Below are 23,235 nucleotides of genomic sequence, written 5' to 3' on the forward strand. Positions count from 1 at the left end.
CACGCCTGCTGCCGGAAGGTGCGGTCGACGGCCACAAGCCCCGCGCCGGCGGCGCGGGGCGATTCATGCAAAAGGAGCCCGCATGTCCACTGCACTCACCATTCCCGTCTGGGCACCGATCGGCGACGCCACGGCCGGCTGGTTCGAAACCCAGGCGCCCGCCGGCGCGCAGGACGTGGTGGTGGTGGGTGCGGGCATCGCGGGGCTGACCACCGCCGCCTGCCTGCTGCGCGAGGGCAGGCAGGTGCTGGTCATCGACCGGGAAGGCGTGGGCGCGGGCGAGACCCTGCGCACCACCGCGCACCTGGCCTCCGCCCTGGACGACCGTTTCACCCTGCTGCAGCGCCATCATGGCAAGGACGGTGCGCGACTTGCCGCGGCCAGCCATGCGGTGGCGATCGACTGGATCGAGGACCTCGCGGCGGGCGCGCCGGACTGCGGCTTCCGGCGGGTGCCGGGCTACCTCTATTCGCACAAGGGCGACACGGAGGGCCTGCGCCAGGAAATGGAGGCCGCGCGCGAATCGGGGCTTGAAGTCCGCTGGTGCGAGGCCGGCGAGGAGCTGCCGGCGCGGTTCGGTCCGGCGATCCGTTTCGCCGGCCAGGCGCGCCTGGATGCGGGCGGCTACCTGCTCGCGCTCGCACGCGAAGTGCGGGACGCCGGTGGCCGCTTCCTGCGCGCGAACGTGGAACGCGTCACCGGTGGCGACGAACCAGCGCTGCACCTGGACGACAATGGCGTGCTGCGCGCACGCGCCGTGGTGGTCGCGGCCAACGTCCCGTTCCATGGCACTACCGCCACGTTCCCCAAGCAGGCGCCGTACCGCACCTACGTGGTCGCCGGGCGCGTGCCGGCCGGCACCGTTCCCGACGCGCTGGTCTGGGACGACGCCGATCCCTACCACTACGTGCGCCTGCGCGAGACCGCCGATCCGGCGTGGATGGAGCTGCTGGTCGGCGGCGAGGACCACAAGACCGGGCAGGACGATGATCCGGAGGCCTATGCGCGGCTGCAGGCATGGACGCGCGAGCGCTTCCCCCAGGTCGAATCCTTCCACGCCGCCTGGTCGGGCCAGGTGCTGGAGCCGGCCGACGGCCTGGCCTTCATCGGCGCCGATCCGCACCACGACAACGTGTGGCTGATCACCGGCGATTCCGGCAATGGCATGACCCATGGCACGCTCGGCGGCCTGCTGGTCACCGACCTGGTGCAGGGTCGCGACAACCCCTGGCGCGGGCTCTACGACCCCGGCCGCCAGCCGCTGCGGGCCGGTGGCGAGTGGCTGCGCGAGAACGTCAATGCCGTGCTCCAGTACCGCGACTGGGTGAGGCCGGCACAGGTATCGAAGGTCGAGGACATCAGTCCCGGCAGCGGGGCGGTGCTGCGCCGTGGCCTGCATCGCGTGGCCGTCTACCGCGCCGGGGACGGTGCCGTGCATGCCTACAGCGCCCGCTGCACCCACATGGGTTGCGTGGTGCGCTGGAGCAGCGAGGAGAAGTCGTGGGACTGCCCGTGCCACGGCTCGCGCTTCGACGCGCGCAGCGGCGTGGTGCTCAACGGGCCGGCCAATGCACCGCTGGAGCCGTACCCGCTGGAGGACGGTGACTGATGTCCGCCGGCGGATGGGCCTATGCCGGATACCTGGGCTGGCTCGCCGCCGGTTTCCTCGATTTCGCCCAGCACCGCCGCACCGACCTGCCGCATACCTCCGGGCTGCGCGAATCGACCATGCACGCGGTGCAGCTCGGCCTGCTGGGCGCCGGCGTGCTGGCCTGGCTGGCCTTCGCGCCGGGGCTTGGACTGCTGCTGTCGCTCGCCCTGCTGGCCCTGGTCCACGCCGTGGCCGGATATGTCGATACCTTGGCTGCGTTCGGACGGCGCACGATCACGCCCCTGGAGCAGCACCTGCACAGCGTGCTGGACATGGCGCCGTGGATCGCACTGGGCACGGTCGTGCTCGCGCAGGGTGGGGATGCCCGCGCGGCCGGCTGGGCGCTGCGCCTGGCTCCCGCGTCGCCAGGCCTATGGTTGGCCCTGCTGCTGCCGCCGCTCCTGCTGTGCGTGCTGCCCTGGCTGCACGAGTTCCGCGCCGCGCTGCGGGCGAGGGGCGCCTGAGCGATGCCGGCGCGCCTTGGCCAGGTCGCACAGGGCGAGCCCCAGCGCGAAGCCGGCGTAGGCAGCCGCCACGCCCGCGGCGCCGATGCGGTTCTCGAAGCCCGGGCTGAGCCGGCGCGGCACGACGTGGTAATCGACCACGTAGGCCAGCGTGGCCACGCCGGCGGCGCGCAGCAGCGGCGGATCGGCCGGGCGCCGGCGTCCCCACGCCTCGTACCCGGTGGCCCACATCAGCGAACTGGCATGGTGGATGGCATAACCCAGCAGCGTGTGGCGCGCCGACCATCCGCCGGCGTGGCGTGCGGGCCAGTCCCATACCCACTGGCTGGCGGCGTTGGTGCCGGCGGGGACCGATCGGCTGCGGCGCCAGCTGCGGACGGAGACCACCAGGGTGGAGACGATGCTGGCCATCGAACCCGATCCGAGCGCGCGTACCAGGACGGTGCGCCACCCCGGCGCCTGAGGATCCTGGTTGCCGGCGGACGGGGAATGATCGGAAGCGCGGTCGCGCAGAGATTGCGGCAGGCGGGTCATGAGGTGGTCCTCGCGGGACGCGGGCAGGGAGCCGGTCTGTTCCTGGACTTCAATGCCCTGCCGCCGCGCGACGAACTGGTGCGCCTGCTGCAGGGCCACGATGTGCTGCTGAACGCGGTGGGCATCTTCCAGGCGCAAGCTGAGCAGAGCTTCGATGCGGTACACGTGAAGGCGGTGGCCGCCCTGTTTGGCGCCGCGGTACAGGCCGGCATCGGACGGCTGGTGCACCTGTCCGCCCTTGGCGCGGCGCTTGGTGGCGCCACCGCGTACTTCGATTCCAAGGGGCGCGCCGAGGTCCTGCTGCGCCAGCTTCCGGCGCCGGTGGTGATCGTCAGGCCTTCGCTGGTGTTCTCGCCGGAGGGGGCCAGCAGCCGCTTCTTCCTCCGGCTGGCGACGCTGCCGGTGCTGCCGTTGCCTGGGGGCGGCCCGCAGCTGGTGCAGCCCCTGCACGTGGACGACCTGGTGGAGGCGCTGGTGCGGGTCATGACCTGCACCGATGATCCTCCCGCCTCCCTGGACGCGGTGGGACCGCGCCCGCTTCCCATGCACGGATACCTGCGCCTGCTGGGCGCGGCGCTCGGCAGGAACCCGCGGGTGCTGGCAGTTCCCATGCAGCCTCTGCGGCCCTTCCTGCCGCTGGCCGCACGCCTGACCGGCGGGCTGGTCGGCCCGGATGCGCTACGCATGCTGGAGGCTGGCAACACCGGTGATCCTGCGGGCATCAGCGCGGTGCTCGGCCGCCCGCCGCGCGATCCGTCGAGGTTCATCGACGCGCAGGAGGCGTCTCGGTTGCGGGACGTCCTGCGCACCCGGCGCGCGGTGCTTGCCCTGCGCCTGTCGCTGGCTGCGATGTGGCTCGGCACGGCCTGGGTGTCCCTGTGGGGCTATCCGCGCCAGGCCAGCCACGCGCTGTTGGCGCGCGTCGGACTCCAGGGGGGGCTGGCGGATGTGGCCCTGTGGTCCGGCGCGCTGCTTGACGCGTTGCTCGGCATCGCCATGCTGGTGCTGCCAGGACGCCGTCCTGTGTATCACGCGCAGCTGCTGCTGATGGCCGGCTACACCGTGCTGATCAGCCTCTGGCTACCGGAGTTCTGGCTGCATCCGTTCGGCCCCCTGCTGAAGAACATCCCCATCGCCGGGGCGATCCTGGCCCTGATCCTCCTGGACCGAGCGCATGGACCTGGTGACCGTTAAGTTCCTCCATGTGCTCTCGTCGACGTTCCTGTTCGGCACGGGCGTGGGCACGGCGTTCTACCTGCTCTTCATCAGCCGTACCCGCGACCCTGCGGTGATTGCGCCGGTCGCAAGGCTGGTGGTGGTGGCCGACTGGATGTTCACCGCCACCACCATCGTGTTCCAGCCGCTGAGCGGGCTCTACCTCGCCCGTGGGCGCGATATCCCCCTGTCCACGCCATGGCTGTACTGGTCAATCGTGCTGTTCGTGATCGCGGCGGCGTGCTGGCTGCCGGTGGTCTGGCTGCAGATGCGGTTGCGCGACATCGCGGTGGCCGCGGCCGCGCGCGGCCGGGAATTGCCGGTGCAGTACGCCCGTGTCCTGGGCGCCTGGACCGCGCTTGGCTTCCCGGCGCTGTTCTCGTTTCTTGCGATCTTCTACATGATGGTGGCGCGGAAGGTCCCGTTCGCCTGATCCGCTGCAACCATGCAAGGTCTGCATCGCCGGGTGCCGCTGTTTCACGCCGGCTGGGCGCCGCGCAGGGCCCAATGGCGGCCCCCCGCCGCTCCGGGAGCCTTCCAATGGCCCAGCACAAGCCTCTCGACCAGCAGGTCATCGTCATCACCGGCGCCTCCAGTGGCATCGGCCTCTGCACCGCGCTGTCGGCGGCCGAACAGGGCGCACGCGTGGTGCTGGCTGCACGCAGCCTGGACGTGCTGGAGGAAGCAGTCGCGACCATCACTTCGGCCGGTGGCCAGGCGCTGGCCGCGCAATGCGACGTGTCGCGGCGCGCGGATGTGGACGCCGTGGCACGCCTCGCGCACCAGCGTTTCGGTGGCATCGACACGTGGGTCAACAACGCCGGCGTTTCGATCTACGGCCGCCTGGAGGAGGTCTCGGAGGCGGACAGCCGTCGCCTGTTCGACGTGAACTTCTGGGGCGTGGTCAATGGTTCGCTGGCTGGATTGCCGTTCCTGCGCGCAAGCGGTGGCGTGCTGGTCAACGTGGGCAGCGAGGTGTCCGACGCGGTCATCCCGTTGCAGGGGATGTATTCGGCGTCCAAGCACGCGGTGAAGGGCTTCACCGACGCGCTCCGCGTGGAGGAGGAACATGTCGCAGGCAGCCCGGTTTCGATCGTCCTGGTGCAGCCGACCGCCACCGACACCCCCTTCCCGCAACACGCGCGCAACTACATGGACCAGGAGCCGAAGCTGCCGACGCCGCTGATCGATCCGTCCGACGTGGCCGCGGCCATCCTGCGCGCGGCCAGCCAGGGCGGCCGCGCCACCCAGGTCGGCGCGATGTCCAGGTTCAACTCGCTGGCCAGTCGCCTGGCGCCTGCGTTGGCCGACCGCATGGCGGCGCGCCAGGCCGACCGGCAGCAGCGGGAAGTGCCGCCGCGTGATCCCCGCGGCACCCTGGACCGGCCCGGCCATGGCGGCCGCATCCACGGGGGTGCGGCATGAGCGCCCGCATGCCGGACGGCTTCGGCAGCCGCCCTTCCGGAGACTGCCCCTGCTGCCGCAGCGCGGACGTGGTACCGCCGTTGCGTGCGCCGCTGGCGATCCGCGCGCGTGGCGAGGACGGCTACAGCACCTGGTTCGCGGGCACCTTCGATGGCCGTTGCTGGTGGTCGCCGGAACTGCCGGCCGACGAGGGACAGTGGGCTGTGGTCGGGTGGCGTGCGATCGAGGACTACGTGCCGGAGCGCATGCCGCCGTGCCAGCGCAGCCGGCGGAACGGTCCGCGGCTGTTCCGCGGCAATGGGGGCACCCCTGTGCCGTCGCATGGGATGGGCGTCCAGGCGCAGCGGGAAACCACCGCGCCTGGACCCGCCTGAGGTCGCGGCCTTTACATCACCACCGCGCCGCCGGAGATCGTCAGCAGCGCGCCGGAGGTGTAGCTGGCCTTGTCGCTGGCCAGCATCACGTAGGCGGAGGCAAGCTCGGCCGGCTGGCCGGGCCGTCCGAATGGCGTCTGGTCGCCGAAGGTCTCCACTTCCTCCTCCGACATGCCGGCCGGAATGAAGGGCGTCCAGATCGGGCCGGGCAGCACCGCGTTCACGCGTACGCCGCGGTCGGCCAGCAGTCCGGCCAGGCCGATGGTCAGGTTGGCCACGGCGCCCTTGGTGGCCGCATAGGGCAGGATGTTGGGCTTGGGCTTCTTCGAGTTCACCGAGGCGGTGTTGATCACGCAGCCGCCGTTCTCCAGCATCGGCAGGGCCAGCCGCACCAGGTTGAATACCGCGTGCACGTTCGTCTCGAAAGTACGCCGCCATTCGTCCAGCGTGATCTCGTCGAAGCTCTCGAAGTAGCGCTGGTAGGCGGCGTTGTTGACCAGGATGTCGAGGCCGCCGAATTCCTTGCGGACCCTTTCGATGAGGTCGGCCGCCTGGTGCGCGTCGCTGATGTCGCATTCCACCAGCAGGGCGCGGTGGCCCGCGGCCTCGATGTGCTCCTGCACGTGCTGCGCATCGTCGCGCTCGCCGGGGAGGAAGGCGATGGCCACGTCCGCGCCCTCGCGCGCGTAGGCGATCGCCACCGCGGCGCCGATGCCGCTGTCGCCCCCGGTGACCAGGGCGCGCTTGCCCTCCAGCTGGCCGCTGCCCACGTAGCTGTCCTCGCCATGGTCCGGGCGCGGTTCCATGCGCGAGGTCTTGCCGGGGAAGGACTGCTGCTGGCGCTTGAACGGCGGCTTCGGGTAATCGGGCAGGGCCATGGCGGTGCTCCGTGGTCGGGGGGAACCGCCAGTGTGTGTGGAGACCGGTAAAGGCGATGCGCGCCTCGCGTTGCGGTGGCGTGATGCGTCAGTGGTAGCCCGCGTCGGCACTGACCTTGCCGCGGAAGACACGGTAGGACCAGGCGGTATAGCCAAGCACCAGCGGCAGCAGCACGACCAGACCGACCAGGGCGAAGACCTGCGAGGACGCCGGCGCGGCCGCCTGCCACAAGGTATAGGTGGGCGGCACCAGGTAGGGCCACATGCCCAGCACCAGGCCGACGAAGGCCAGCGCAAACAGCAGCAGCGACAGCAGGAACGGCCGCGAGTCGGGCCCGCCGCGTCCGGTCGTGCGCCACAGCAGCACCGACACGACCAGGGCGCACAGCGGCACCGGCGACAGCCACCAGAAGTTGCCACTCTCGAACCAGCGCGCCATCACCCGCGAGCTGAGGAAGGGCAGCCAGGCGCTGACCAGGCCCAGCGCCGCGATGACCACGCCGGCCAGCATGCGGGTCAGGCTGCAGGCGAGCGTGCGCACCGGACCTTCGGTCTTGAGGATCAGCCAGCTGCCGCCCAGCAGCGCATAGCCGGCGGCCAGCGCCAGCCCGGTAAGCATGGTGAAGGGACTGAACCAGCCGAACGCGCCGCCCACGTAGCGACCGTCCTCCACCGCCAGGCCCTGGACGATGGCGCCCAGGATCACGCCCTGTGCCACCGCCGTCAGCAGCGATCCGGCGAAGAACGCCCCGCCCCAGACCCAGCGCGAGCGCCGCGCCTTGAAGCGGAACTCGAAGGCCACGCCACGGAACACCAGCGCCATCACCATCACCAGCACCGGCAGGTACAGCGAAGACAGGACCAGCGCGTACACCGCCGGGAACGCGGCCAGCAGGCCGACGCCGCCCAGCACCAGCCATGTTTCGTTGCCGTCCCAGATGGGCGCGGCGGTGTTCATCATCAGGTCCAGTTCCTGCGGGTTGCGCGCGAACGGCGCGAGGATCCCCAGGCCCAGGACGAAACCGTCCAGCACCACGTACATCAGGACCCCGAAGCAGATCACCACGAACCAGGCGACCGGCAACCATTGCTCGATGTTCATTGGTCTTCTCCGGGAATGCCGGCCGCGGAGATCGGCCGTGCCGGGGTGCGCTCGCCGCCTTCCAGGTCCGGTCCATCGCGGTCGGGCACCGGGCCGTGGCGCACCAGCCGGGCGAGGTACCAGACCCCGAAGCCGAACACGAAGGCGTAGCCGACGACGTAGGTGGCAAGCGACGCCAGGACCATGCCGACGCTCTGCTCGCCAACCGCGTCGGCGGTGCGCATCAGCCCATGCACCACCCAGGGCTGGCGCCCGATCTCGGTGACGAACCAGCCGGCGACCAGGGCGATGAAGCCCGCTGGCAGCATCAGGTTCCAGGCGCCCAGCAGCAGCCGGCTGCGCAGCAGCGTGCCGCGCCACCAGGCGAAGGCGGAGGCCCAGGCCAGCAGCAGCATCAGCACGCCGATGCCGACCATGATCCGGAAGGCATAGAACACCGGCGCCACCGGCGGCCGCTCCTCCGGCGGCACCGAGGTCAGCGGCGGGATGTCGCCGTCCCATTCATGGGTCAGGATCAGGCTGCCCAGGCGCGGGATCGCGAACGCGTGGCGGTTGGTCTCCGCCTCCTGGTCGGGCACGGCGAACACGGTCAGCGGCACCCCGGCGCCGGGTTCGGCCGGATGCCAGTGGCCCTCCATCGCCGCGACCTTGATTGGCTGGTGCTCCAGGGTGTTGAGGCCGTGCATGTCGCCGGCCAGGATCTGCAGCGGCACCGTGATCGCGGCGAAGGCCACCGCCGCGTGCAGCATGCGCCGCGCCTCGTCGACCTGGATGCCGCGGCGCAGGAGCCAGGCCGACACGCCGCCGATCACGAAACAGCTGGTGATGAACGCCGCCAGCGTCATATGCACCAAGCGGTAGGGGAAGGAGGGATTGAAGATGATCGCCAGCCAGTCCGCCGGCTCGACGATGCCGTCGGCCAGCGCGTAACCGGCCGGCGTATGCATCCAGCTGTTGGCGCTGAGGATCCAGAAAGCCGAGAACAGCGTGCCCACCGCGACCATGCAGGTGGCCAGGAAGTGCAGCTTCTCCGACACCCGGCCCCAGCCGAACAGCATCACGCCCAGGAAGCTGGCCTCCAGGAAGAAGGCGGTCATCACCTCGTAGCTCAGCAGCGGGCCCAGGATGCCGCCGCCGACACGGCTCAGCTCCGGCCAGTTGGCGCCGAACTGGAAGGTCATGACGATGCCGCTGACCACGCCCATGCCGAAGGAGATGGCGAAGATCCGCATCCAGAAGAAGTAGATCCGCCGCCAGGCCGCATCGTGGGTACGCAGCCAGCGCCACTCCACGAAGGAAAGCCACCACGCCAGGCCGATGGTGAAGGCCGGGAACAGCACGTGGAAGGAGATGACGAACGCGAACTGGATGCGCGAAAGCAGCAGGGCGTCCATGGTCAATCCGTCCTGCACGCGGCGGATCGCCGGCGGGGGATGCCCACGGCATTGGGGAGGCTCGCGGCGTTCATCGATGCTCCGGGAGGCGCATGCGCACGGCGGTGGACGCGAGTGTGGGCAGCGGGCCGTGGACGGCATGTCAGCGTGGCGTGGAGGCATGCAGGCCGTCCGGGGGATTGGCGGGGCCATCACGGCGGCCGCCGCATCATTCCGGGGCCGGCCGCCGCCACGCCCGCGGGCTGTCGTCGGCCCACTACCCGATCGAGGCGCAACCGCCATGAGCCAGCCCGAGGGAGATGAGCTGCTGCTGCATGAACTGCGCAACCGGCTCAACCTGCTGGGATTCGCGCTGCACGCATACCGCCGCGATGGCGACCGGACGCATTTGGAAGACATGGCACAGGCGTACGAGGCCGCAGTCGAACTGGTCGGGCGCCTCGACGCCTCGCGCCGCGCCGGCGTCGGCGAAGAACCCGGGCAGGGCCTCCCCTAGGGGGCCCTGCCCGGGGCTGCGTCGCTCAGAACCACCAGCGCAGGCCGGCGACCCAGTGGGTGTCGCGCGCCTGGCCATGCTCCGCGGCCCGGTAGCGGCGGGTATCGCCGAAGCTGCGCTCGTGGACCACGCCGAAGTAGGGCGCGAACCGCGGCGTGGCCGCCCAGCGCAGCCGCACCCCGGCCTCGGCGGTGGACAGGCCGGCACCGATGCCACGGCGGACATCGTCCCGGCCGTGCAGCTCAAGTCCCAGCTTGGGTTCCAGCAGCAGCCGGCGGGTCAGTGGCAGCTCGTATTCGACCTCGGCACGCAGCGCGGTGCGGCCCCCGCTGCCGAGGTAGGCAGTGGCCGCCACCTCGAACTTGTACGGGGCCATGCCCTGCACCCCCAGTGCAGCCCAGGTGCGGCTGTCGCCCGGGGCGAAGTCGTGGCGCACGCCGGCCAGCAGGTCCCACCAGGGACTGATGCCGCGGCCGTAGAACACCTCCAGGTCCGCGGCAAGGGTACGCCCGTCCTCGCGCTCGCCTTCGCTGCGCAGCCACAGGCGCTGCACGTCGCCGCCGACCCAGGCCTTGGCTTCCCAGGCCTGGCCGGTGCCCGGATCCGCATCCCAGCCCTCCAGCCTGTCGAAGCGGACCAGGCTGTTGATACCGCCGCCGTGGGCGTGGCCATGCCGCAACGGGGGAAAGGCCGCGGCGCGGTCGGCGTCGGTCGGGTGCGGGATCGGCTCGCGGGGTGCCGGCTGTGCCGAAGTTGCGCCATGTGCCTGAGCCATGGCATGTGCGGCGTGGTCATGCGGCGGGGTCGCGGCGGGGGCCAGGTCGTCATGGGTGACATGGGCATGGGACGCGCGCTGCGCATGCGTGCCATGCGGGGCCTGTGCAGGCGCAGGCGCAGGCGCGTGGTCGTGGGCTCCGTGCGACGTCGTCGCATGGTTGGCATGGCCGTCGTGTCCGTGCCCGTGCCCGTGTCCGGGGGCATCAGGCGCCGCGGACGTGGCCCCTGCGTGGCCGGCATCCGGGTCGTGCGCGGACGGGCGCGGCGCGGCCCCGGAATGCCCGGCGTGGTGGTCATGACCCGCGGACGCTGGCTGGGCGGACACAGGCCGGCGATGGTCGCCGTGGCCGCCCTCCCGGGCTGCCGCCGGAACAACACCCGGAGGCAGCACGAGCAGGATCGCGGGAAGGATGCGCATCGGGAGCAGGCGCTTCATGCGGATTCCTCCACGCGCACCTCGCGCATCATCCCGGCCTCCATGTGGTAGAGCAGGTGGCAGTGGAAGGCCCAGCGGCCCAGCGCGTCGGCGCGCACGCGGTAGCTGCGGCGCGTGCCGGGCGGCATGTCGACGGTGTGCTTGCGCACCTGGAATTCGCCCCGGGCGTCCTCGACGTCGCTCCACAGTCCATGCAGGTGGATGGGGTGCTGCATCATGGTGTCGTTGACCAGCACGATGCGCAGGCGCTCGCCGTAGTTCAGGCGCAGCGGCTCGGCGGAGGCGAAGGGCACGCCATTGAACGACCAGGCGAACTTCTCCATGTGCCCGGTCAGGTGCAGCTCGACCTCGCGTCCCGGCTCGCGTCCGTCGGGGTCGTCGAACAGGCTGCGGAGGTCGGCATAGGCGAGCACGCGGCGGCCGTTGCCGCGCAGCCCGATGCCGGGATCGTCCAGGCGCGGGCCGCTGGGCGAGGACTGCATGTCCACCAGCGGGTTGCTTGACTCGCTGGCCGGATGGACGACGTCCGGCGCGTGCGCCGCATGTGCTTCGTGGCCGCCATGCATCCCGGCGCCGCAGCTGCCCTCGGCCATCATCGCCGCGCCGCAGCCACCCTCCATGGCTTGGCCGCCGCCGTGGCCGCCGTGGCCCATGTCTTCCATGGTCAGCAGCGGCCGCGGATCGGGCACGGGCACCGGTGCGGCCAGGCCGTGGCGGACGGCCAGGGTGCCGCGGGCGAAGCCGGTGCGGCCCATGTCCTGGGCGAAGATGGTGTACGCATCCTGGCCCGAAGGCTCGACGATGACGTCGTAGGTTTCCGCGGCGGCGATGCGCAGCTCGTCCACCGTCACCGGATGCACGTACTGGCCGTCGGCGGCGACCACGGTCATCTTCAGTCCGGGGATGCGCACGTCGAAGTAGGTCATCGCGCCGGCATTGATCAGGCGCAGCAGCACCTTCTCGCCCGGGCGGAACAACCCGGTCCAGTTGGCGGCCGGCGGCTGGCCGTTGAGCAGGTACGTATAGGTGTTGCCATTGACGTCCGACAGGTCGGTCGGCGTCATCCGCATGCGTCCCCACATGCCGCGGTCGGCGAGGGTGGCGCGTAGGCCGTCGCGTCGCGCGTCGCGCAGGAAGTCGGCGGCGGTGCGCTTGTACAGGTTGTCGTACGAGGGCGCCTTCTTCAGCCGTCGGAACAGCGCATCCGGCGCGAGGTCGGTCCAGTCCGAAAGCAGCAGGACGTGCTCGCGGTCGTAGTGGTACGGCGGCGGCTGCAGCGGGTCGACGACGATCGGCCCGTAGAGGCCCGCCTGTTCCTGGAACAGTGAATGGCTGTGGTACCAGTAGGTGCCGGACTGCCTGAGGGTGAAGCGGTAGAGCCAGGTATCGCCCGGCGCGATGCCGTCGAAGCTCATGCCGGGCACGCCGTCCATGTTGGCCGGCAGCAGGATGCCGTGCCAGTGGATCGAGCTTGGCGCATCGGCAAGGCGGTTGCTGACGCGCACGGTGACGGTGTCGCCCTCGCGCCAGCGCAGCAGCGGTGCCGGCACGCTGCCGTTGACCGCCACCGCGGGACGCGGCCGGCCGGTGATGTCGAGGATGGTCGGGCCGATGGACAGGTCGAAGTCGCGACCGGCGAGGAGCGGTGAGGTCATGGCCAGCGCGGGCGTGCGCAGCAGGCCGGTGCCGGCCGCCCCGGCCAGGGCCAGGCCCTGGACGAAGCGACGGCGCGCCGGTGACGACGGCGGGATGGCGGAAGGGTCCCGGGAAGCGGGCATGTTCATTGATCCGGTAAGGGCGCACTGGGCGCACGCGGAGGAGGCGCGACGCCGGTGGCGGTCGCGCGGCTGCGATCTGCGTGGCTCAGGCGATGGGAGGCCGTCGCGGTGGCGACGGCATGTATCCCGGGTCTCCGTGCGCGGGAGTCGCTACCGGCACGGCGTCGGCGAAACCGGCCGTGGCGGCCGGCACCGGTGCCGGCGCGGCCACCGCGGGCGGGCAGGCGCAGGCGAGGTCGCAGGCGTCCGCGTCGCCACCGCCGTGGTGGTCGCAGCAATCCGCCGGAGCCCGGTGCGGATCCTGCTCCAGGGGCATGGCCATCGGTGCGCTGTCGTGGCAGCCATGCATGGCATCACCATCGGCGACAGCGGCATGCTCCGGCCCGGGCGCCACCGGGGCCGGTACGTGCATCGCCTGCGCAGGCCATCCTCCCGCCACCAGGGACAGGAGCAGCAGCAGGGCGGAAAGACGATGCAGGAGGACGGTCATGGCGGCGCGGCTCGGACCCGGCCACGGTAAGCCAGCGCCGTGGCCGCAGCAAGCCGCCGCGCGGACCGGGATTCAGGCACCGGCGCGCGCGGATGCCGCGGCCTGCGCCGCCAGCCAGGCGCGCAGCGAGGCCGGTTTCACCGGCTTGGTGAGCAGGCGGTAACCACGCATGCGCGCCTGCCGCTTGAGTTCGTCGCGGCCGTCGGCAGTCAGCAGGGCGCCAGGGATGGCGCCGCCGGCCGCGCGCAGCGCATCCAGCGCATCCAGCCCGTCCATGCGGTCGTGCAGGTGGTAGTCCACCAGCATTGCCTGCGGGGCACTGTCGGCCATCCGCTCCAGCGCCTCGTCGACCGTCGCCGCGGGGATGGCGATGGCCTGCCAGCGTGCCAGCAGCAGGCGCATGCCATCGAGGATCTCGCGGTCGTTGTCCAGGCAGAGCACGCGCAGGCCGGCCAGCGAATCCTCGCCCGGCAGCGCGATCACCGGCGCGGTCATCGCAGCCGATGGCGCACCGCGCGGCACGGCGATGGAGAACATGCTGCCGCGGCCGACCCGGCTGTTCGCGTCCAGGCCATGGTCGAGCAGGCGCGAGATGCGCTGGCAGATCGACAGGCCCAGGCCGAGGCCGCGCTCGCCCCAGTCGAAGGGCTGCTGGTAGCGCTGGAATTCCTCGTAGATCTGGCGCATGTGCTGCGGGGGGATGCCCGGACCGGTGTCCCAGACCTGCAGGTACACGGTGTCCCCGCGCACGCGCATGCCCAGCACGATCCGGCCCTGGCGGGTGTAGCGCAGGGCGTTGGCGATGAAGTTCTGCAGCACCCGGCGCAGCAGGCGGCGGTCGCTGCGCACCGGGCAGGCACGGGCATGGACGCGCAGGTCGAGGCTGCGTCCCGCGGCGACCGGCGCGTACTGCGCGGCCAGTTCGCGCAGCAGCTCGCCGGCGTCGAAGGTGGAGATCTCCGCCTGCAGCGCGCCGGTGTCCAGGCGCGAGACGTCGAGCAGGCCGTCCAGCAGTTCCTCGGCGGCGCGCAGGGAGGCGTCCACGCGCTCGGCCAGGTGGCGCTGTTCGGACGGATCCTGCCCGCCCTCGCGCAGGGCCGAGGCGAACAGGCGCGCGGCGTTGAGCGGCTGCAGCACGTCGTGGCTGATCGCCGCCAGGAAGCGGGTGCGCGACTGCTGCGCCTCCTCCGCCTCGCGGGTACGCTCGGCCACGCGCTGTTCCAGGGTCTCGTTGGCTTCGCGCAGCGCCTGCTCGGCGTGCTTGTAGGCGGTGATGTCGTTGTAGCTGGTGACGTAGCCGCCGCCGGGCAGGGCCTGGCCGCGCATCTCGATCACCGTGCCGTCGGCGCGCACGCGCTCGAACACGTGCGGCGTGCCGGCCCGCATGTGCTCGATGCGCTTGCGGATGTGCTCCTCGATGTCGCCCTCGCCCAGCTCGCCGCGCTCGGCGTTGTAGCGGATCAGGTCCGCCACCGGACGGCCGACGTAAAGCATGCCGACCGGATAGCCGAACATGTGCTGGTAGCGGCGGTTCCAGGCCACCAGGCGCATGTCCGGATCGACCACGCTGACGCCGGCGCTGATGTTCTCCAGGGTGGTGGACAGGATCTCGCGGTTGAAGCGCAGCTCCTGGCCGGCCTCGTCCAGCAGCGCCATGACCTCGTCCAGGTGCATGCCCGAGCCGCGCAACACCGAGGTCAGCACCAGGCGCGCCGAGGCCGCGCCGATCGAGGCGGCCAGCAGGCGTTCGGTGAACTGGATCCAGGCGCGATCGGCGGCGCTGGCCGGCTGCAGCTCGCCCCCCAGCTCCGTGGCCTGCTCGGCGAAGGCCCGCCGCGCGTGGCGTTCGCCGACGATGCGCTTGGCCAGCGCGAGCAGGTCGCCCACGCTGACGTTGCCGGACCATTCGCCGCGCGACAGGGTCTGCCGTTCGGCATACGGGTCCAGGAACGGGGCGATGCGCAGGCGTTCGTCCACGCTGGGACGCCAGCGTGCCGACACGACCATCATCACGCCGGTGTTGAGCAGCAGCGACCAGAACGTGCCGTGGGTCAGCGGGTCCCAGCCGCTGAGTCCGAACAGCTGCTGCGGGCGCAACCAGTAGAGGCCGAACGGACCGGCTTCCATCCACTGCGCGTCGAACAGGCCCGAGCGGGTGAGCGCCGGCAGCAGCAGGGTGTAGATCCAGGTGGCGAAGCCGGCCAGCAGGCCGAACTCCACGCCGCGCCGGCTGGCGCCGCGCCAGTACAGGCCGCCGATCAGGCCAGGCGCGAACTGCGCCACCGCGGCGAACGCCATCACGCCGTAGGCGGCCAGCGCGGTGTCGCCGCCGATCCAGCGGTAGTAGCCATAGGCGCACAGCGACAGCAGCAGGATCGACAGGCGGCGCACCCACAGCACCAGCGAGGCCACGTCCGCGGCCGCGTGCCGCTCGCCCCAGCCGCCACGCAACAGCACCGGCATCACCAGGTCGTTGCTGACCATCGTCGCCAGCGCGATGCTCGCCACGATCACCATGCCGGTGGCCGCGGAGAAGCCGCCCACGTAGGCGGCCAGGGCCAGCGCGTTGCTGCCTTCGGCAAGCGGCAGCGCCAGCACGAAGGTGTCGCTGGCCACCCGCGGATCGCCGCCGAACAGCGAGATGCCAGCCGTTGCGATGGGCATCACCATCAGGGTGACGATCATCAGGTAGCCGCCGAACATCCAGCGCGAGCGGCGGATGTCGGCCACGTCGCCGCACTCGACCACCGCCACCTGGAACTGGCGCGGCAGGCATACGATCGCAAGGAAGCTCAGCAGGGTCTGGGCGACGAAGCCCATCGGCGGCGCCTGCACGAACAGCTCGCGCGCCGCATCGGTCACCCGCATCTCGTTGCCGCGCAGCCACAACCAGGCGAACACGCCCACCGCCACCAGCGCGACGAGCTTGACCAGCGACTCCAGCGAGATGGCCAGCATCATGCCGTGGTGGTGCTCGGTGGCATCGACCTGGCGGGTGCCGAACAGCGCCGCGAACAGCGCCATCAGCAAGGCCACGTACAGCGCCGGGTCCGCGGCGATCCCCGCCTGCTCCACGTGCTGGCCGGACAGCACGGCCAGGCTCATCGCCACCGCTTTGTACTGCAGTGCAACATACGGAATGATGCCGACCAGCGCGATCACCGCCACCAGTGCCGCCAGCCGCCGCGAACGGCCATAGCGGGCGGACATGAAGTCCGCGATCGACACCACGTTCTGGCTGCGCGCGATCAGCGCCAGGCGCTCGATGATGCGCCAGCCGAAGACCATCAGCAGGATCGGGCCGAGGTAGATGGGCAGGTAGCCGATGCCGTTGCGCACCGCGCTGCCGACGGCTCCGTAGAAGGTCCACGAGGAGCAGTAGACCGCCAGCGCCAGGCTGTAGACCACCGGGCGCAGCCACGGGCGGTCGGGATACATCGGCCGCCGGTCGCCCCACCAGGCCACGGTGAACAGCAGCGCGGCGTAGCCTACTGAGACCAGCAGCAGGATCCAGCTCGACACCAAGTCGATCTCCTCCCCTCACCCGGCCCGCGAGTGTACTGCGGCGCATGGTGCCGCGCTTGCGCCGCACGCAGGTTGCGAGCAATCTGACAACGCTGTCACGTGCCACCGGGCGTTCCCAGCGGACGCCACCTGCATCAGGAGAGGGAATGCAGCACGACCAGAACGTGGCCGCGGCCGCGCGAGTGCCCGCGGCCGAGCCGTCCGCCCGCCTGTCCTTCAGGGAGAAAGCCGGCTACGGGATCGGCGATTTCGGTTTCAACCTCTACTGGGCCAACATCTCGGCCTTCCTGCTGATCTTCTACACCGACGTGATGGGCCTGGCCGCGGCGGCGGTGGGCACGATGATGCTGGCCACGCGGCTGGTGGATGCCATTACCGATCCGCTGATGGGCGCGATCGCGGACCGCACCCGCACCCGCTTCGGACGCTTCCGACCGTACATGCTCTACGGCGCGCTGCCGCTGGCGGCGATGGGTGTCCTGACGTGGACGGTGCCGGACTTCGATGGCGGCGGACGCCTGCTGTGGGCGTATGCCACCTTCACCCTGCTGATGATCGCCTACACCGTGCTGGCGATGCCGTACTCGGCGCTGTCTGGCGTGATGACCTCCGACAGCCAGCAGCGCACGACCCTGGTCAGCTTCCGCTTCATCGCCGCCTTCGCCGGCACCACCGTGGTCAACTACTTCACCCTCGACCTGGTCCAGTGGCTGGGTCGCGGCGACGAAAAGCTGGGCTGGCAGCTGACGATGGGCCTGTACGGCCTCGTCGCCGTCGCTTGCTTCGCCGCCGTGTTCGCCAGCACCCGCGAGCGCATCCAGCCGCCGCCCCAGCAGAAGAGCGCGGTGCGCCAGGACATCATGGACCTGCTCGGCAACCGGCCGTGGCTGGTGCTGTTCGTGCTGGCCCTGGTGATCATGATCACCATCGTCATGCGCAGCGGATCGCTGGTGTACTACCTCAAGTACCACGTCGAACGCCCGGAGCTGACCGGCCTGTTCCTCGGCGCCTATTCGGTCGCGCTGGCGGCCGGCGCGGCGCTGACCCCGCTGATGACCCGCTTCATCGACAAGCGCAGCCTGCTGATGCTGCTGATGGCCGCCGTGGGCGTGCTCAGCTGCGCGATGTATTTCGTCCCGCCGGAGCAGGTGTGGGTGATGCTGGGACTCAACACCCTGGTCGGCCTGCTGCTGGGTCCGAAGTCGCCGCTGGCGTTCTCCATGTACGCCGACTGCGCCGACTACACCGAGTGGAAGACCGGGCGCCGCGCCACCGCGATGACCTTCGCCGCCGCCGCGTTCTCGCAGAAGATGGGCGGCGCCATGGCCTCGGCCGGCATCGCCTGGACGCTTGCGGCGATGGGCTACGTGGCCAACCAGGCCCAGTCCGACGCCTCGCGCCTGGGCATCTGCCTGCTGCTGACGGTGATCCCGGGCGTGGTGGCGCTGATCGCGGCGTGGGTGATGCGTTTCTACCCGCTGGATGCGGCCGAGCTGGCGCGCATCCAGCGTGATCTGTCTGCAAGGCGGGAAGCACAGGCATGAGCGTGACGAACAAGATGGACTACGTGCCCGGCGTGGGCGGATTCGAGGACCAGGGCCGCCGCTTCGTGCTGGCCAGCCCGACGGCGATGCCGCAGGCGTCGACCTTCCTGTGGAACCGGCGGATGCTGCTGCAGCTCAACTGCCGCGGCTATGCCACCGCGCAGTTCATGCAGCCGGAGCCGGCCAAGTACGCGCACGCGCCCACGCTGGAGGCGAAGACCTTCATGCAGCCGGAGCAGCCGTACTACGCGCACCATCCCGGACGCTTCTGCTACGTGCGCGACGAGGACAGCGGCAGCCTGTTCTCGGCGCCGCATGCGCCGGTCAACCGCACGCCGGACGCCTTCGCCTTCTCGGTGGGCGCGGGCGACGCGTGCTGGACGGTGCAGTGCCATGGCATCGAGCTGGAGATGCGCGTGCGCCTGGCCGCCGAGGACGTGGCCGAACTGTGGAGCCTGTGCGTGCGCAACGTGTCCGGGCGCCGCCGCCGGATCAGCGTGTATCCGTACTTCCCGGTGGGCTACATGTCGTGGATGAACCAGGGTGGCCGCTACCGCGCCGACCTGGGCGGCATCGTCTGCAGCAGCGTCACCCCATACCAGAAGGTCGCCGACTGGTTCCGCCAGCGCGACTTCAAGGACCTGACCGTGCTGCTGCACGAGCGCGCGCCCGATGCCTGGGAGGCGAACCAGGCGACCTTCGAGGGCGAGGGCGGGCTGCACGCCCCGGACTCGGTGGTCAGGCACGAGACCCTGGCCTGCGGCGACGCCCTGTACGAGACCCCGACCGCCGCCCTGCAGTACCGCCTGGACCTGGAGGCGGACCAGGTGGAGGAACTGCGCTTCCTGTTCGCACCGGCGCACGACGAGGACGAGGTGCGCGCCCTGCGCGATCGCCACCTGTCCGCCGCAGGCTTCGCCGCGGCCGAGGCCGCGACCGCCCGCTACCTCGAGGAGGGCGGCGGCTGCTTGCGGATCGAGTCGCCCGACGCCTGGCTGGACCACTTCACCAACCGCTGGCTGCCGCGCCAGGTGTACTACCACGGCGACTCCAACCGCCTGACCACGGATCCGCAGACGCGCAATTTCCTGCAGGACCACATGGGCATGGCCTACCTGCGCCCGGCCACCGCGCGTGCCTCGTTCCTGCATGCGCTGTCGCAGCAGGGGGCCGACGGTGCCATGCCCGATGGCATCCTGCTGGTGGAGGGCGCGGAGTTGAAGTACATCAACCAGGTGCCGCACACCGACCATTGCGTGTGGCTGCCGGTATGCCTGCAGGCCTACCTGGACGAGACCGGCGACGACGCCATCCTCGACGAGGTGGTGGCCGGTAGCGACGGGCACAGCGCCACCGTCGCCGAGCGCGTCGACCGCGCCATGCACTGGCTGCTGGCGCAGCGCGACGAACGCGGGCTCAGCTACATCGCCCAGGGCGACTGGTGCGATCCCATGAACATGGTCGGCTGGAAGGGCCGCGGCGTGTCCGGCTGGCTGTCCCTGGCCAGCGCGCACGCGCTGCGCCTGTGGGCCGACATCAGTGCCCGCCACGGACGTCCCGATGCCGTGTTCCGCGAGGGCGCGGATGCCTTCAACGAGGCGGTCAACAGGCACCTGTGGGACGGCGACTGGTACGGGCGCGGCATCACCGACGACGGCGTGGTGTTCGGCGTGCGCGCCGACACCGAGGGCCGCATCTACCTCAACCCGCAGAGCTGGGCCATGCTCAGCGGCGCCGCCGACGAGGCACGCCGGGCGAAGCTGCTGCGCGCGGTGGACGAGCAGCTGATCTCGCCCTATGGCGCGGCGATGCTGGATCCGCCCTACACCGGCATGCGCGAGGACGTGGGCCGCCTGACCCAGAAGTTCCCCGGATCGGCCGAGAACGGCGCGGTGTACAACCACGCCGCCGCGTTCTACCTGCACGCGCTGTATCGTGCCGGGGAGAGCGACCGCGCCTGGCAGGTGCTACGCGCGATGCTGCCCGGGCCCGATCCGCAGGACTGCCTGCAGCGCGGCCAGCTGCCGGTGTTCGTACCGAACTACTACCGCGGTGCCTGGCGCCTGCATCCGCGCACCGCCGGGCGTTCCAGCCAGCTGTTCAACACCGGTACCGCGGCCTGGCTCTACCGCTGCCTGGTCGAGGACCTGTTCGGCCTGCGCGGCGAAGGCCGTGCGCTGCGCATCGCACCGCAGCTGCCCTCGCACTGGAACTCGGCCAGGGCATCGCGCCGGTTCCGCGGCGCGCAGGTCGAGCTGGAGGTCGAGCGCGTGGCCGGCGTCCAGGCGATGCGCGTCCGGGTCGATGGCCAGCCGCTGGCCGATGGCCTGCTGCAGCCGGTCGAGGCCGGCCGCACCTACCGCGTGCGCGTCGAGCTGCCGCTTGCCCGAGGTGGTGCGGCATGAGTGCGCCGGTGCGGGTGGCGGTGGTGATGGGCGTGTCCGGCAGCGGCAAGACCACGCTGGCGCAGGCGCTGGCCCAGGCCTGGGAGGCGACCTTCCTCGATGCCGACGACTTCCACAGCGGGGAGGCGCGCGCGCGCATGGCGTCCGGGCAGCCGCTGACCGACGAGATGCGGGTGCCCTGGGTGCAGCGGATCGCCGATGACCTGCGGCGCCGCGTCGCCGCCGGCGAGCGCGTCACCCTGGCGTTCTCGGGATTGCGCCGGCGCCATCGCGACATGCTGCGCGCCACCGGCCTGCCGCTGCACTTCCTGTTCCTGCATGGCGACGCGGAGCTGATCGCCGCGCGCATGCGCCAGCGCAGCGGCCATTACATGCCGGTCACCCTGCTGGACAGCCAGTTCGCGACCCTGGAGCCGCCGCTGGACGAGGTGGACGTGACCCCGGTCGCGGCTGCGCTGGAGCCACAGGCGCAGCTGGAGGCGGCGTTGCAGGCGATCGGCGCGGTCGCGACCTAGGCCGCGGCGTCGCTCCAGGCGCAGGCGAGCGCCTGGGCCTGCTGGCGCAGCTCCGGCACGGCCAGGCTTTCCCAGGCCTCGCCGATGCGCAGGCTGCCGATGGCGCGCAGGTCGTCGCGGGCGATGCCGTGGGCGTCGACCAGGCGCCCCTCGGCGTCGGTGGCCAGGCCGATGCCATGCGCACCGGCTTCGGCCAGGCCATCGCCCAGCAGCTGCTCCAGCAGCGGGTTGCGCATGGCCTGCACCCGCAGTTCCACGCCGGTGGCGTTGACCACGTGCTCCACGTCCAGCGGGAGCGCATTGCCGTGGTGGTCGCGCGCGACCACGTGCACGCAGCGAGGGCCGGCGGTGACCAGGTCCAGGCGCGCGCGGTGCAGCTGCAGGCGTCCGTTGCCGCGCAGTTCCTGCAGCACGGCGTCGGCTTCCGGCGCGATGCGGTGGCGGTGGATGTCCCAGTAGCGCACCACGTGGCGCAGGAAGCGGCGCTGGTCGGCTGCGTCGAGCGAGCGCCACAGCGCCTGCACGCGGGGACGCAGCCGCTCCAGCACGGCCTGCCAGGGCAGGCCGTCGGCGGCGGCTTCGGCCACCCGCTGGCGCAGGCGTCGCAACCGCGCGCGCAGGTCCAGGGCGAGCAGGGCGTCCACGTCCAGTCCGGTGTCGACCGGCGAATCCGGGGCATGCGCCATCGGCAGCAGGCCGTGGCGCGAAAGCAGGTGGACCGGACCGCGGTGGCCGGTGCCGGCCAGGGTCAGGACCACGTCGACCATGCTCAATCCGGTGCCAACGATGCACACCCGTGCATCGGGCGCGATCGTTGCCAGCCCTTCGCTGTCCCACGCCTCCAGCAGGCGCGGCGCACCGAGCGTGGAAGCGCCGCGCGCCGGCAGCGGCCGCGGGGCGTTCCCGGTGGCCAGCAGGACGCGGCCGGCGGTCGCGCGGCCGTCCTCCCATTCCAGGCTGAAGCCGGTGTCGTGGCGGCGGAGCGCGGTGATGCGGTGGTGGCGCAGCTCCAGCGTGGCGGCGCTGGTGGCCACGGCTTCGCGCAGGCGGTCGCCGAGATAGGCGGCGTAGTCGCGTCGCGGCAGGGAGCAGCCGGACAGGTCCCCGCCACCGGCGTACTCCTCGCGCCCGGCCAGCCAGCGCAGGAAGTCGGCGGGTTCGTCCGGCAGGGCGGACATCCTCCCGGCCGGGACATTGAGCAGGTGTTCGCGGCGGCGGGTCGAATAGGCCACGCCTTCGCCCGGTCGCGGCGACGGTTCGTACACCGCGATCCGCGATCCGGGCCGGGCCTGGCGCAACAGGTGGATCGCCGCCAGGGTCCCGGCGGCCCCGCCGCCGACGATGGCGATGTCGTGGTCGCAGTGCATCCGCCGATTGTACCGGGCGAAACCGTCCCGGCCCCCGCACAAAGAAAAAGCCCGCCGGGTGGCGGGCTTTCTCCAGAACAGGAGGCGATCAATTACTTGATCTTGCCTTCCTTGTAGATCACGTGCTTGCGAACGACGGGATCGTACTTCTTGATCTCCATCTTGTTCGGCGTGTTCTTCTTGTTCTTGTCGGTGGTGTAGAAGTGGCCGGTGCCGGCCGAGGAGATCAGGCGGATCTTGTCGCGCTTGGAAGCCATGGTCGGTTACTCCTCAGATCTTCTCGCCGCGGGCACGCAGGTCGGCCAGAACGGCATCGATGCCCTTCTTGTCGATGGTGCGCAGGGCAGCGGTGGAAACACGCAGCTTCACCCAACGGTTCTCCGAAGCCACCCAGAAGCGGCGCTCGTGCAGGTTGGGGAGGAAACGGCGGCGGGTCTTGTTGTTTGCGTGCGAGACGTTGTTGCCGGTCTGCACGCCCTTGCCGGTAACTTGGCAAACGCGGGACATACGCACCTCGAAAGGTCTGGTGTCGCCCATAGCCCGGGAGACGGCGGCCCCGCGGCCGGGTCCTGGTGGACTGGCCGAACGCGATGCGGGAAAGGAATTCGACTGCACGGGCGGCGCCGGATCGCGTTCCGGGCCGGATCCGGCAACAGCCGGACGCAGCGAGCCGCCAATTATGCGGGGGCAAGTGGTTGATTGCAACCGGAAGGGGAAGGGGGTCAGAGTCACTTTTCCCCGGGCGTAGCCGGGCGCAGGTACGTGGCGGGCAGGAAAAGTGACTCTGACCCCCTTCCCCTTCCGGTTGCAATCAACCACTTGCCCCCGCATAATTGGCGGCTCGCTGCGTCCGGCTGTTGCCGGA

General features: G+C 71.0%; 20 protein-coding genes. 10 read left to right on the forward strand and 10 right to left on the reverse strand.

Going from position 1 to position 23,235, the window contains the following annotated elements; all coding sequences use genetic code 11:
• Window positions 1–82: 82 nt before the first annotated feature.
• Window positions 83–1,609 (forward strand): FAD-dependent oxidoreductase, encoded by a 1,527-nt coding sequence (locus CSC68_RS03630; RefSeq protein WP_162202134.1) that lies wholly within the window; start codon window positions 83–85, stop codon window positions 1,607–1,609.
• Window positions 1,609–2,115: a hypothetical protein gene (locus tag CSC68_RS03635; RefSeq protein ID WP_162202135.1), complete on the forward strand. Its 507-nt coding sequence runs from the start codon at window positions 1,609–1,611 to the stop codon at window positions 2,113–2,115. Before CSC68_RS03630 ends, CSC68_RS03635 begins: the two co-directional genes overlap by 1 nt.
• Here the strand turns inward: CSC68_RS03635 and CSC68_RS03640 are convergent.
• Window positions 2,023–2,649, reverse strand: coding sequence for a hypothetical protein (locus CSC68_RS03640; RefSeq protein WP_162202050.1), 627 nt, complete (start codon window positions 2,647–2,649; stop codon window positions 2,023–2,025). The two genes, CSC68_RS03635 and CSC68_RS03640, sit on opposite strands and share 93 nt — an antisense overlap.
• On the opposite strand from CSC68_RS03640, the gene CSC68_RS03645 reads away from it, so the two are divergent.
• From CSC68_RS03645 to CSC68_RS03660, 4 genes are all read left to right on the forward strand, one after another.
• Complete coding sequence (locus CSC68_RS03645) at window positions 2,605–3,843, forward strand: SDR family oxidoreductase (protein ID WP_246193431.1); 1,239 nt, start codon at window positions 2,605–2,607, stop codon at window positions 3,841–3,843. The two genes, CSC68_RS03640 and CSC68_RS03645, sit on opposite strands and share 45 nt — an antisense overlap.
• Complete coding sequence (locus tag CSC68_RS03650) at window positions 3,824–4,297, forward strand: DUF2269 family protein (protein WP_162202136.1); 474 nt, start codon at window positions 3,824–3,826, stop codon at window positions 4,295–4,297. Before CSC68_RS03645 ends, CSC68_RS03650 begins: the two co-directional genes overlap by 20 nt.
• Window positions 4,298–4,404: 107 nt before the next feature.
• Complete coding sequence (locus CSC68_RS03655; RefSeq protein ID WP_162202137.1) at window positions 4,405–5,289, forward strand: SDR family oxidoreductase; 885 nt, start codon at window positions 4,405–4,407, stop codon at window positions 5,287–5,289.
• Window positions 5,286–5,663: a hypothetical protein gene (locus CSC68_RS03660; RefSeq protein ID WP_162202138.1), complete on the forward strand. Its 378-nt coding sequence runs from the start codon at window positions 5,286–5,288 to the stop codon at window positions 5,661–5,663. The genes CSC68_RS03655 and CSC68_RS03660 overlap by 4 nt, the downstream gene beginning before the upstream one ends.
• An 11-nt stretch (window positions 5,664–5,674) precedes the next feature.
• Here CSC68_RS03660 and CSC68_RS03665 read toward each other — a convergent pair whose 3' ends face one another.
• The 3 genes from CSC68_RS03665 to CSC68_RS03675 form a co-directional block, all read right to left on the reverse strand.
• Entirely contained in the window at window positions 5,675–6,541 is an 867-nt protein-coding gene (locus CSC68_RS03665) for an SDR family oxidoreductase (protein ID WP_162202139.1), read from the reverse strand.
• 88 nt (window positions 6,542–6,629) lie between these two features.
• Window positions 6,630–7,643 (reverse strand): cytochrome d ubiquinol oxidase subunit II, encoded by a 1,014-nt coding sequence (gene cydB / locus CSC68_RS03670; RefSeq protein ID WP_162202140.1) that lies wholly within the window; start codon window positions 7,641–7,643, stop codon window positions 6,630–6,632.
• Window positions 7,640–9,037 (reverse strand): cytochrome ubiquinol oxidase subunit I, encoded by a 1,398-nt coding sequence (locus CSC68_RS03675; protein ID WP_162202141.1) that lies wholly within the window; start codon window positions 9,035–9,037, stop codon window positions 7,640–7,642. Before CSC68_RS03675 ends, cydB begins: the two co-directional genes overlap by 4 nt.
• Window positions 9,038–9,317: 280 nt before the next feature.
• Here CSC68_RS03675 and CSC68_RS03680 point away from each other — a divergent pair, with 280 nt between their 5' ends.
• Window positions 9,318–9,533, forward strand: coding sequence for a hypothetical protein (locus tag CSC68_RS03680; RefSeq protein WP_019397449.1), 216 nt, complete (start codon window positions 9,318–9,320; stop codon window positions 9,531–9,533).
• A gap of 25 nt (window positions 9,534–9,558) precedes the next feature.
• Here CSC68_RS03680 and CSC68_RS16130 read toward each other — a convergent pair whose 3' ends face one another.
• The 3 genes from CSC68_RS16130 to CSC68_RS03695 all read right to left on the reverse strand — a co-directional run bounded on the left by CSC68_RS16130 (window position 9,559) and on the right by CSC68_RS03695 (window position 16,539).
• Window positions 9,559–10,308 carry a copper resistance protein B gene (locus CSC68_RS16130; protein WP_425501198.1) on the reverse strand — a complete coding sequence of 250 codons (750 nt, stop codon included), beginning with the start codon at window positions 10,306–10,308 and terminating at the stop codon, window positions 9,559–9,561.
• 434 nt (window positions 10,309–10,742) lie between these two features.
• Complete coding sequence (locus CSC68_RS03690) at window positions 10,743–12,524, reverse strand: copper resistance system multicopper oxidase (protein WP_162202143.1); 1,782 nt, start codon at window positions 12,522–12,524, stop codon at window positions 10,743–10,745.
• Window positions 12,525–13,086: 562 nt separating this feature from the next.
• Window positions 13,087–16,539, reverse strand: a complete 3,453-nt coding sequence (locus CSC68_RS03695) for a hybrid sensor histidine kinase/response regulator (RefSeq protein ID WP_162202144.1) — start codon at window positions 16,537–16,539, stop codon at window positions 13,087–13,089.
• 146 nt (window positions 16,540–16,685) lie between these two features.
• On the opposite strand from CSC68_RS03695, the gene CSC68_RS03700 reads away from it, so the two are divergent.
• The 3 genes from CSC68_RS03700 to CSC68_RS03710 are packed head-to-tail and all read left to right on the forward strand — an operon-like array spanning window position 16,686 to window position 21,003.
• Complete coding sequence (locus tag CSC68_RS03700; protein WP_162202145.1) at window positions 16,686–18,083, forward strand: MFS transporter; 1,398 nt, start codon at window positions 16,686–16,688, stop codon at window positions 18,081–18,083.
• A complete protein-coding gene (locus CSC68_RS03705; RefSeq protein ID WP_162202146.1) occupies window positions 18,080–20,488 on the forward strand; it encodes a GH36-type glycosyl hydrolase domain-containing protein in 2,409 nt (802 codons plus the stop codon). Before CSC68_RS03700 ends, CSC68_RS03705 begins: the two co-directional genes overlap by 4 nt.
• The gene (locus CSC68_RS03710; RefSeq protein WP_162202147.1) at window positions 20,485–21,003 is read left to right on the forward strand and encodes a gluconokinase; all 519 of its coding nucleotides are present in this window, start codon (window positions 20,485–20,487) and stop codon (window positions 21,001–21,003) included. The genes CSC68_RS03705 and CSC68_RS03710 overlap by 4 nt, the downstream gene beginning before the upstream one ends.
• On the opposite strand, the gene CSC68_RS03715 is transcribed toward CSC68_RS03710, so the two are convergent.
• The 3 genes from CSC68_RS03715 to rpmB form a co-directional block, all read right to left on the reverse strand.
• Window positions 21,000–22,370 carry an FAD/NAD(P)-binding protein gene (locus CSC68_RS03715; RefSeq protein WP_162202148.1) on the reverse strand — a complete coding sequence of 457 codons (1,371 nt, stop codon included), beginning with the start codon at window positions 22,368–22,370 and terminating at the stop codon, window positions 21,000–21,002. The two genes, CSC68_RS03710 and CSC68_RS03715, sit on opposite strands and share 4 nt — an antisense overlap.
• A gap of 92 nt (window positions 22,371–22,462) precedes the next feature.
• Window positions 22,463–22,627 carry a 50S ribosomal protein L33 gene (gene rpmG / locus CSC68_RS03720; RefSeq protein ID WP_019398349.1) on the reverse strand — a complete coding sequence of 55 codons (165 nt, stop codon included), beginning with the start codon at window positions 22,625–22,627 and terminating at the stop codon, window positions 22,463–22,465.
• 13 nt (window positions 22,628–22,640) lie between these two features.
• Window positions 22,641–22,877: a 50S ribosomal protein L28 gene (gene rpmB, locus CSC68_RS03725; RefSeq protein WP_162202149.1), complete on the reverse strand. Its 237-nt coding sequence runs from the start codon at window positions 22,875–22,877 to the stop codon at window positions 22,641–22,643.
• Window positions 22,878–23,235: the final 358 nt, after the last annotated feature.

It is taken from the genome of Pseudoxanthomonas suwonensis, from assembly GCF_010093235.1.
GTDB lineage: Bacteria > Pseudomonadota > Gammaproteobacteria > Xanthomonadales > Xanthomonadaceae > Pseudoxanthomonas > Pseudoxanthomonas suwonensis.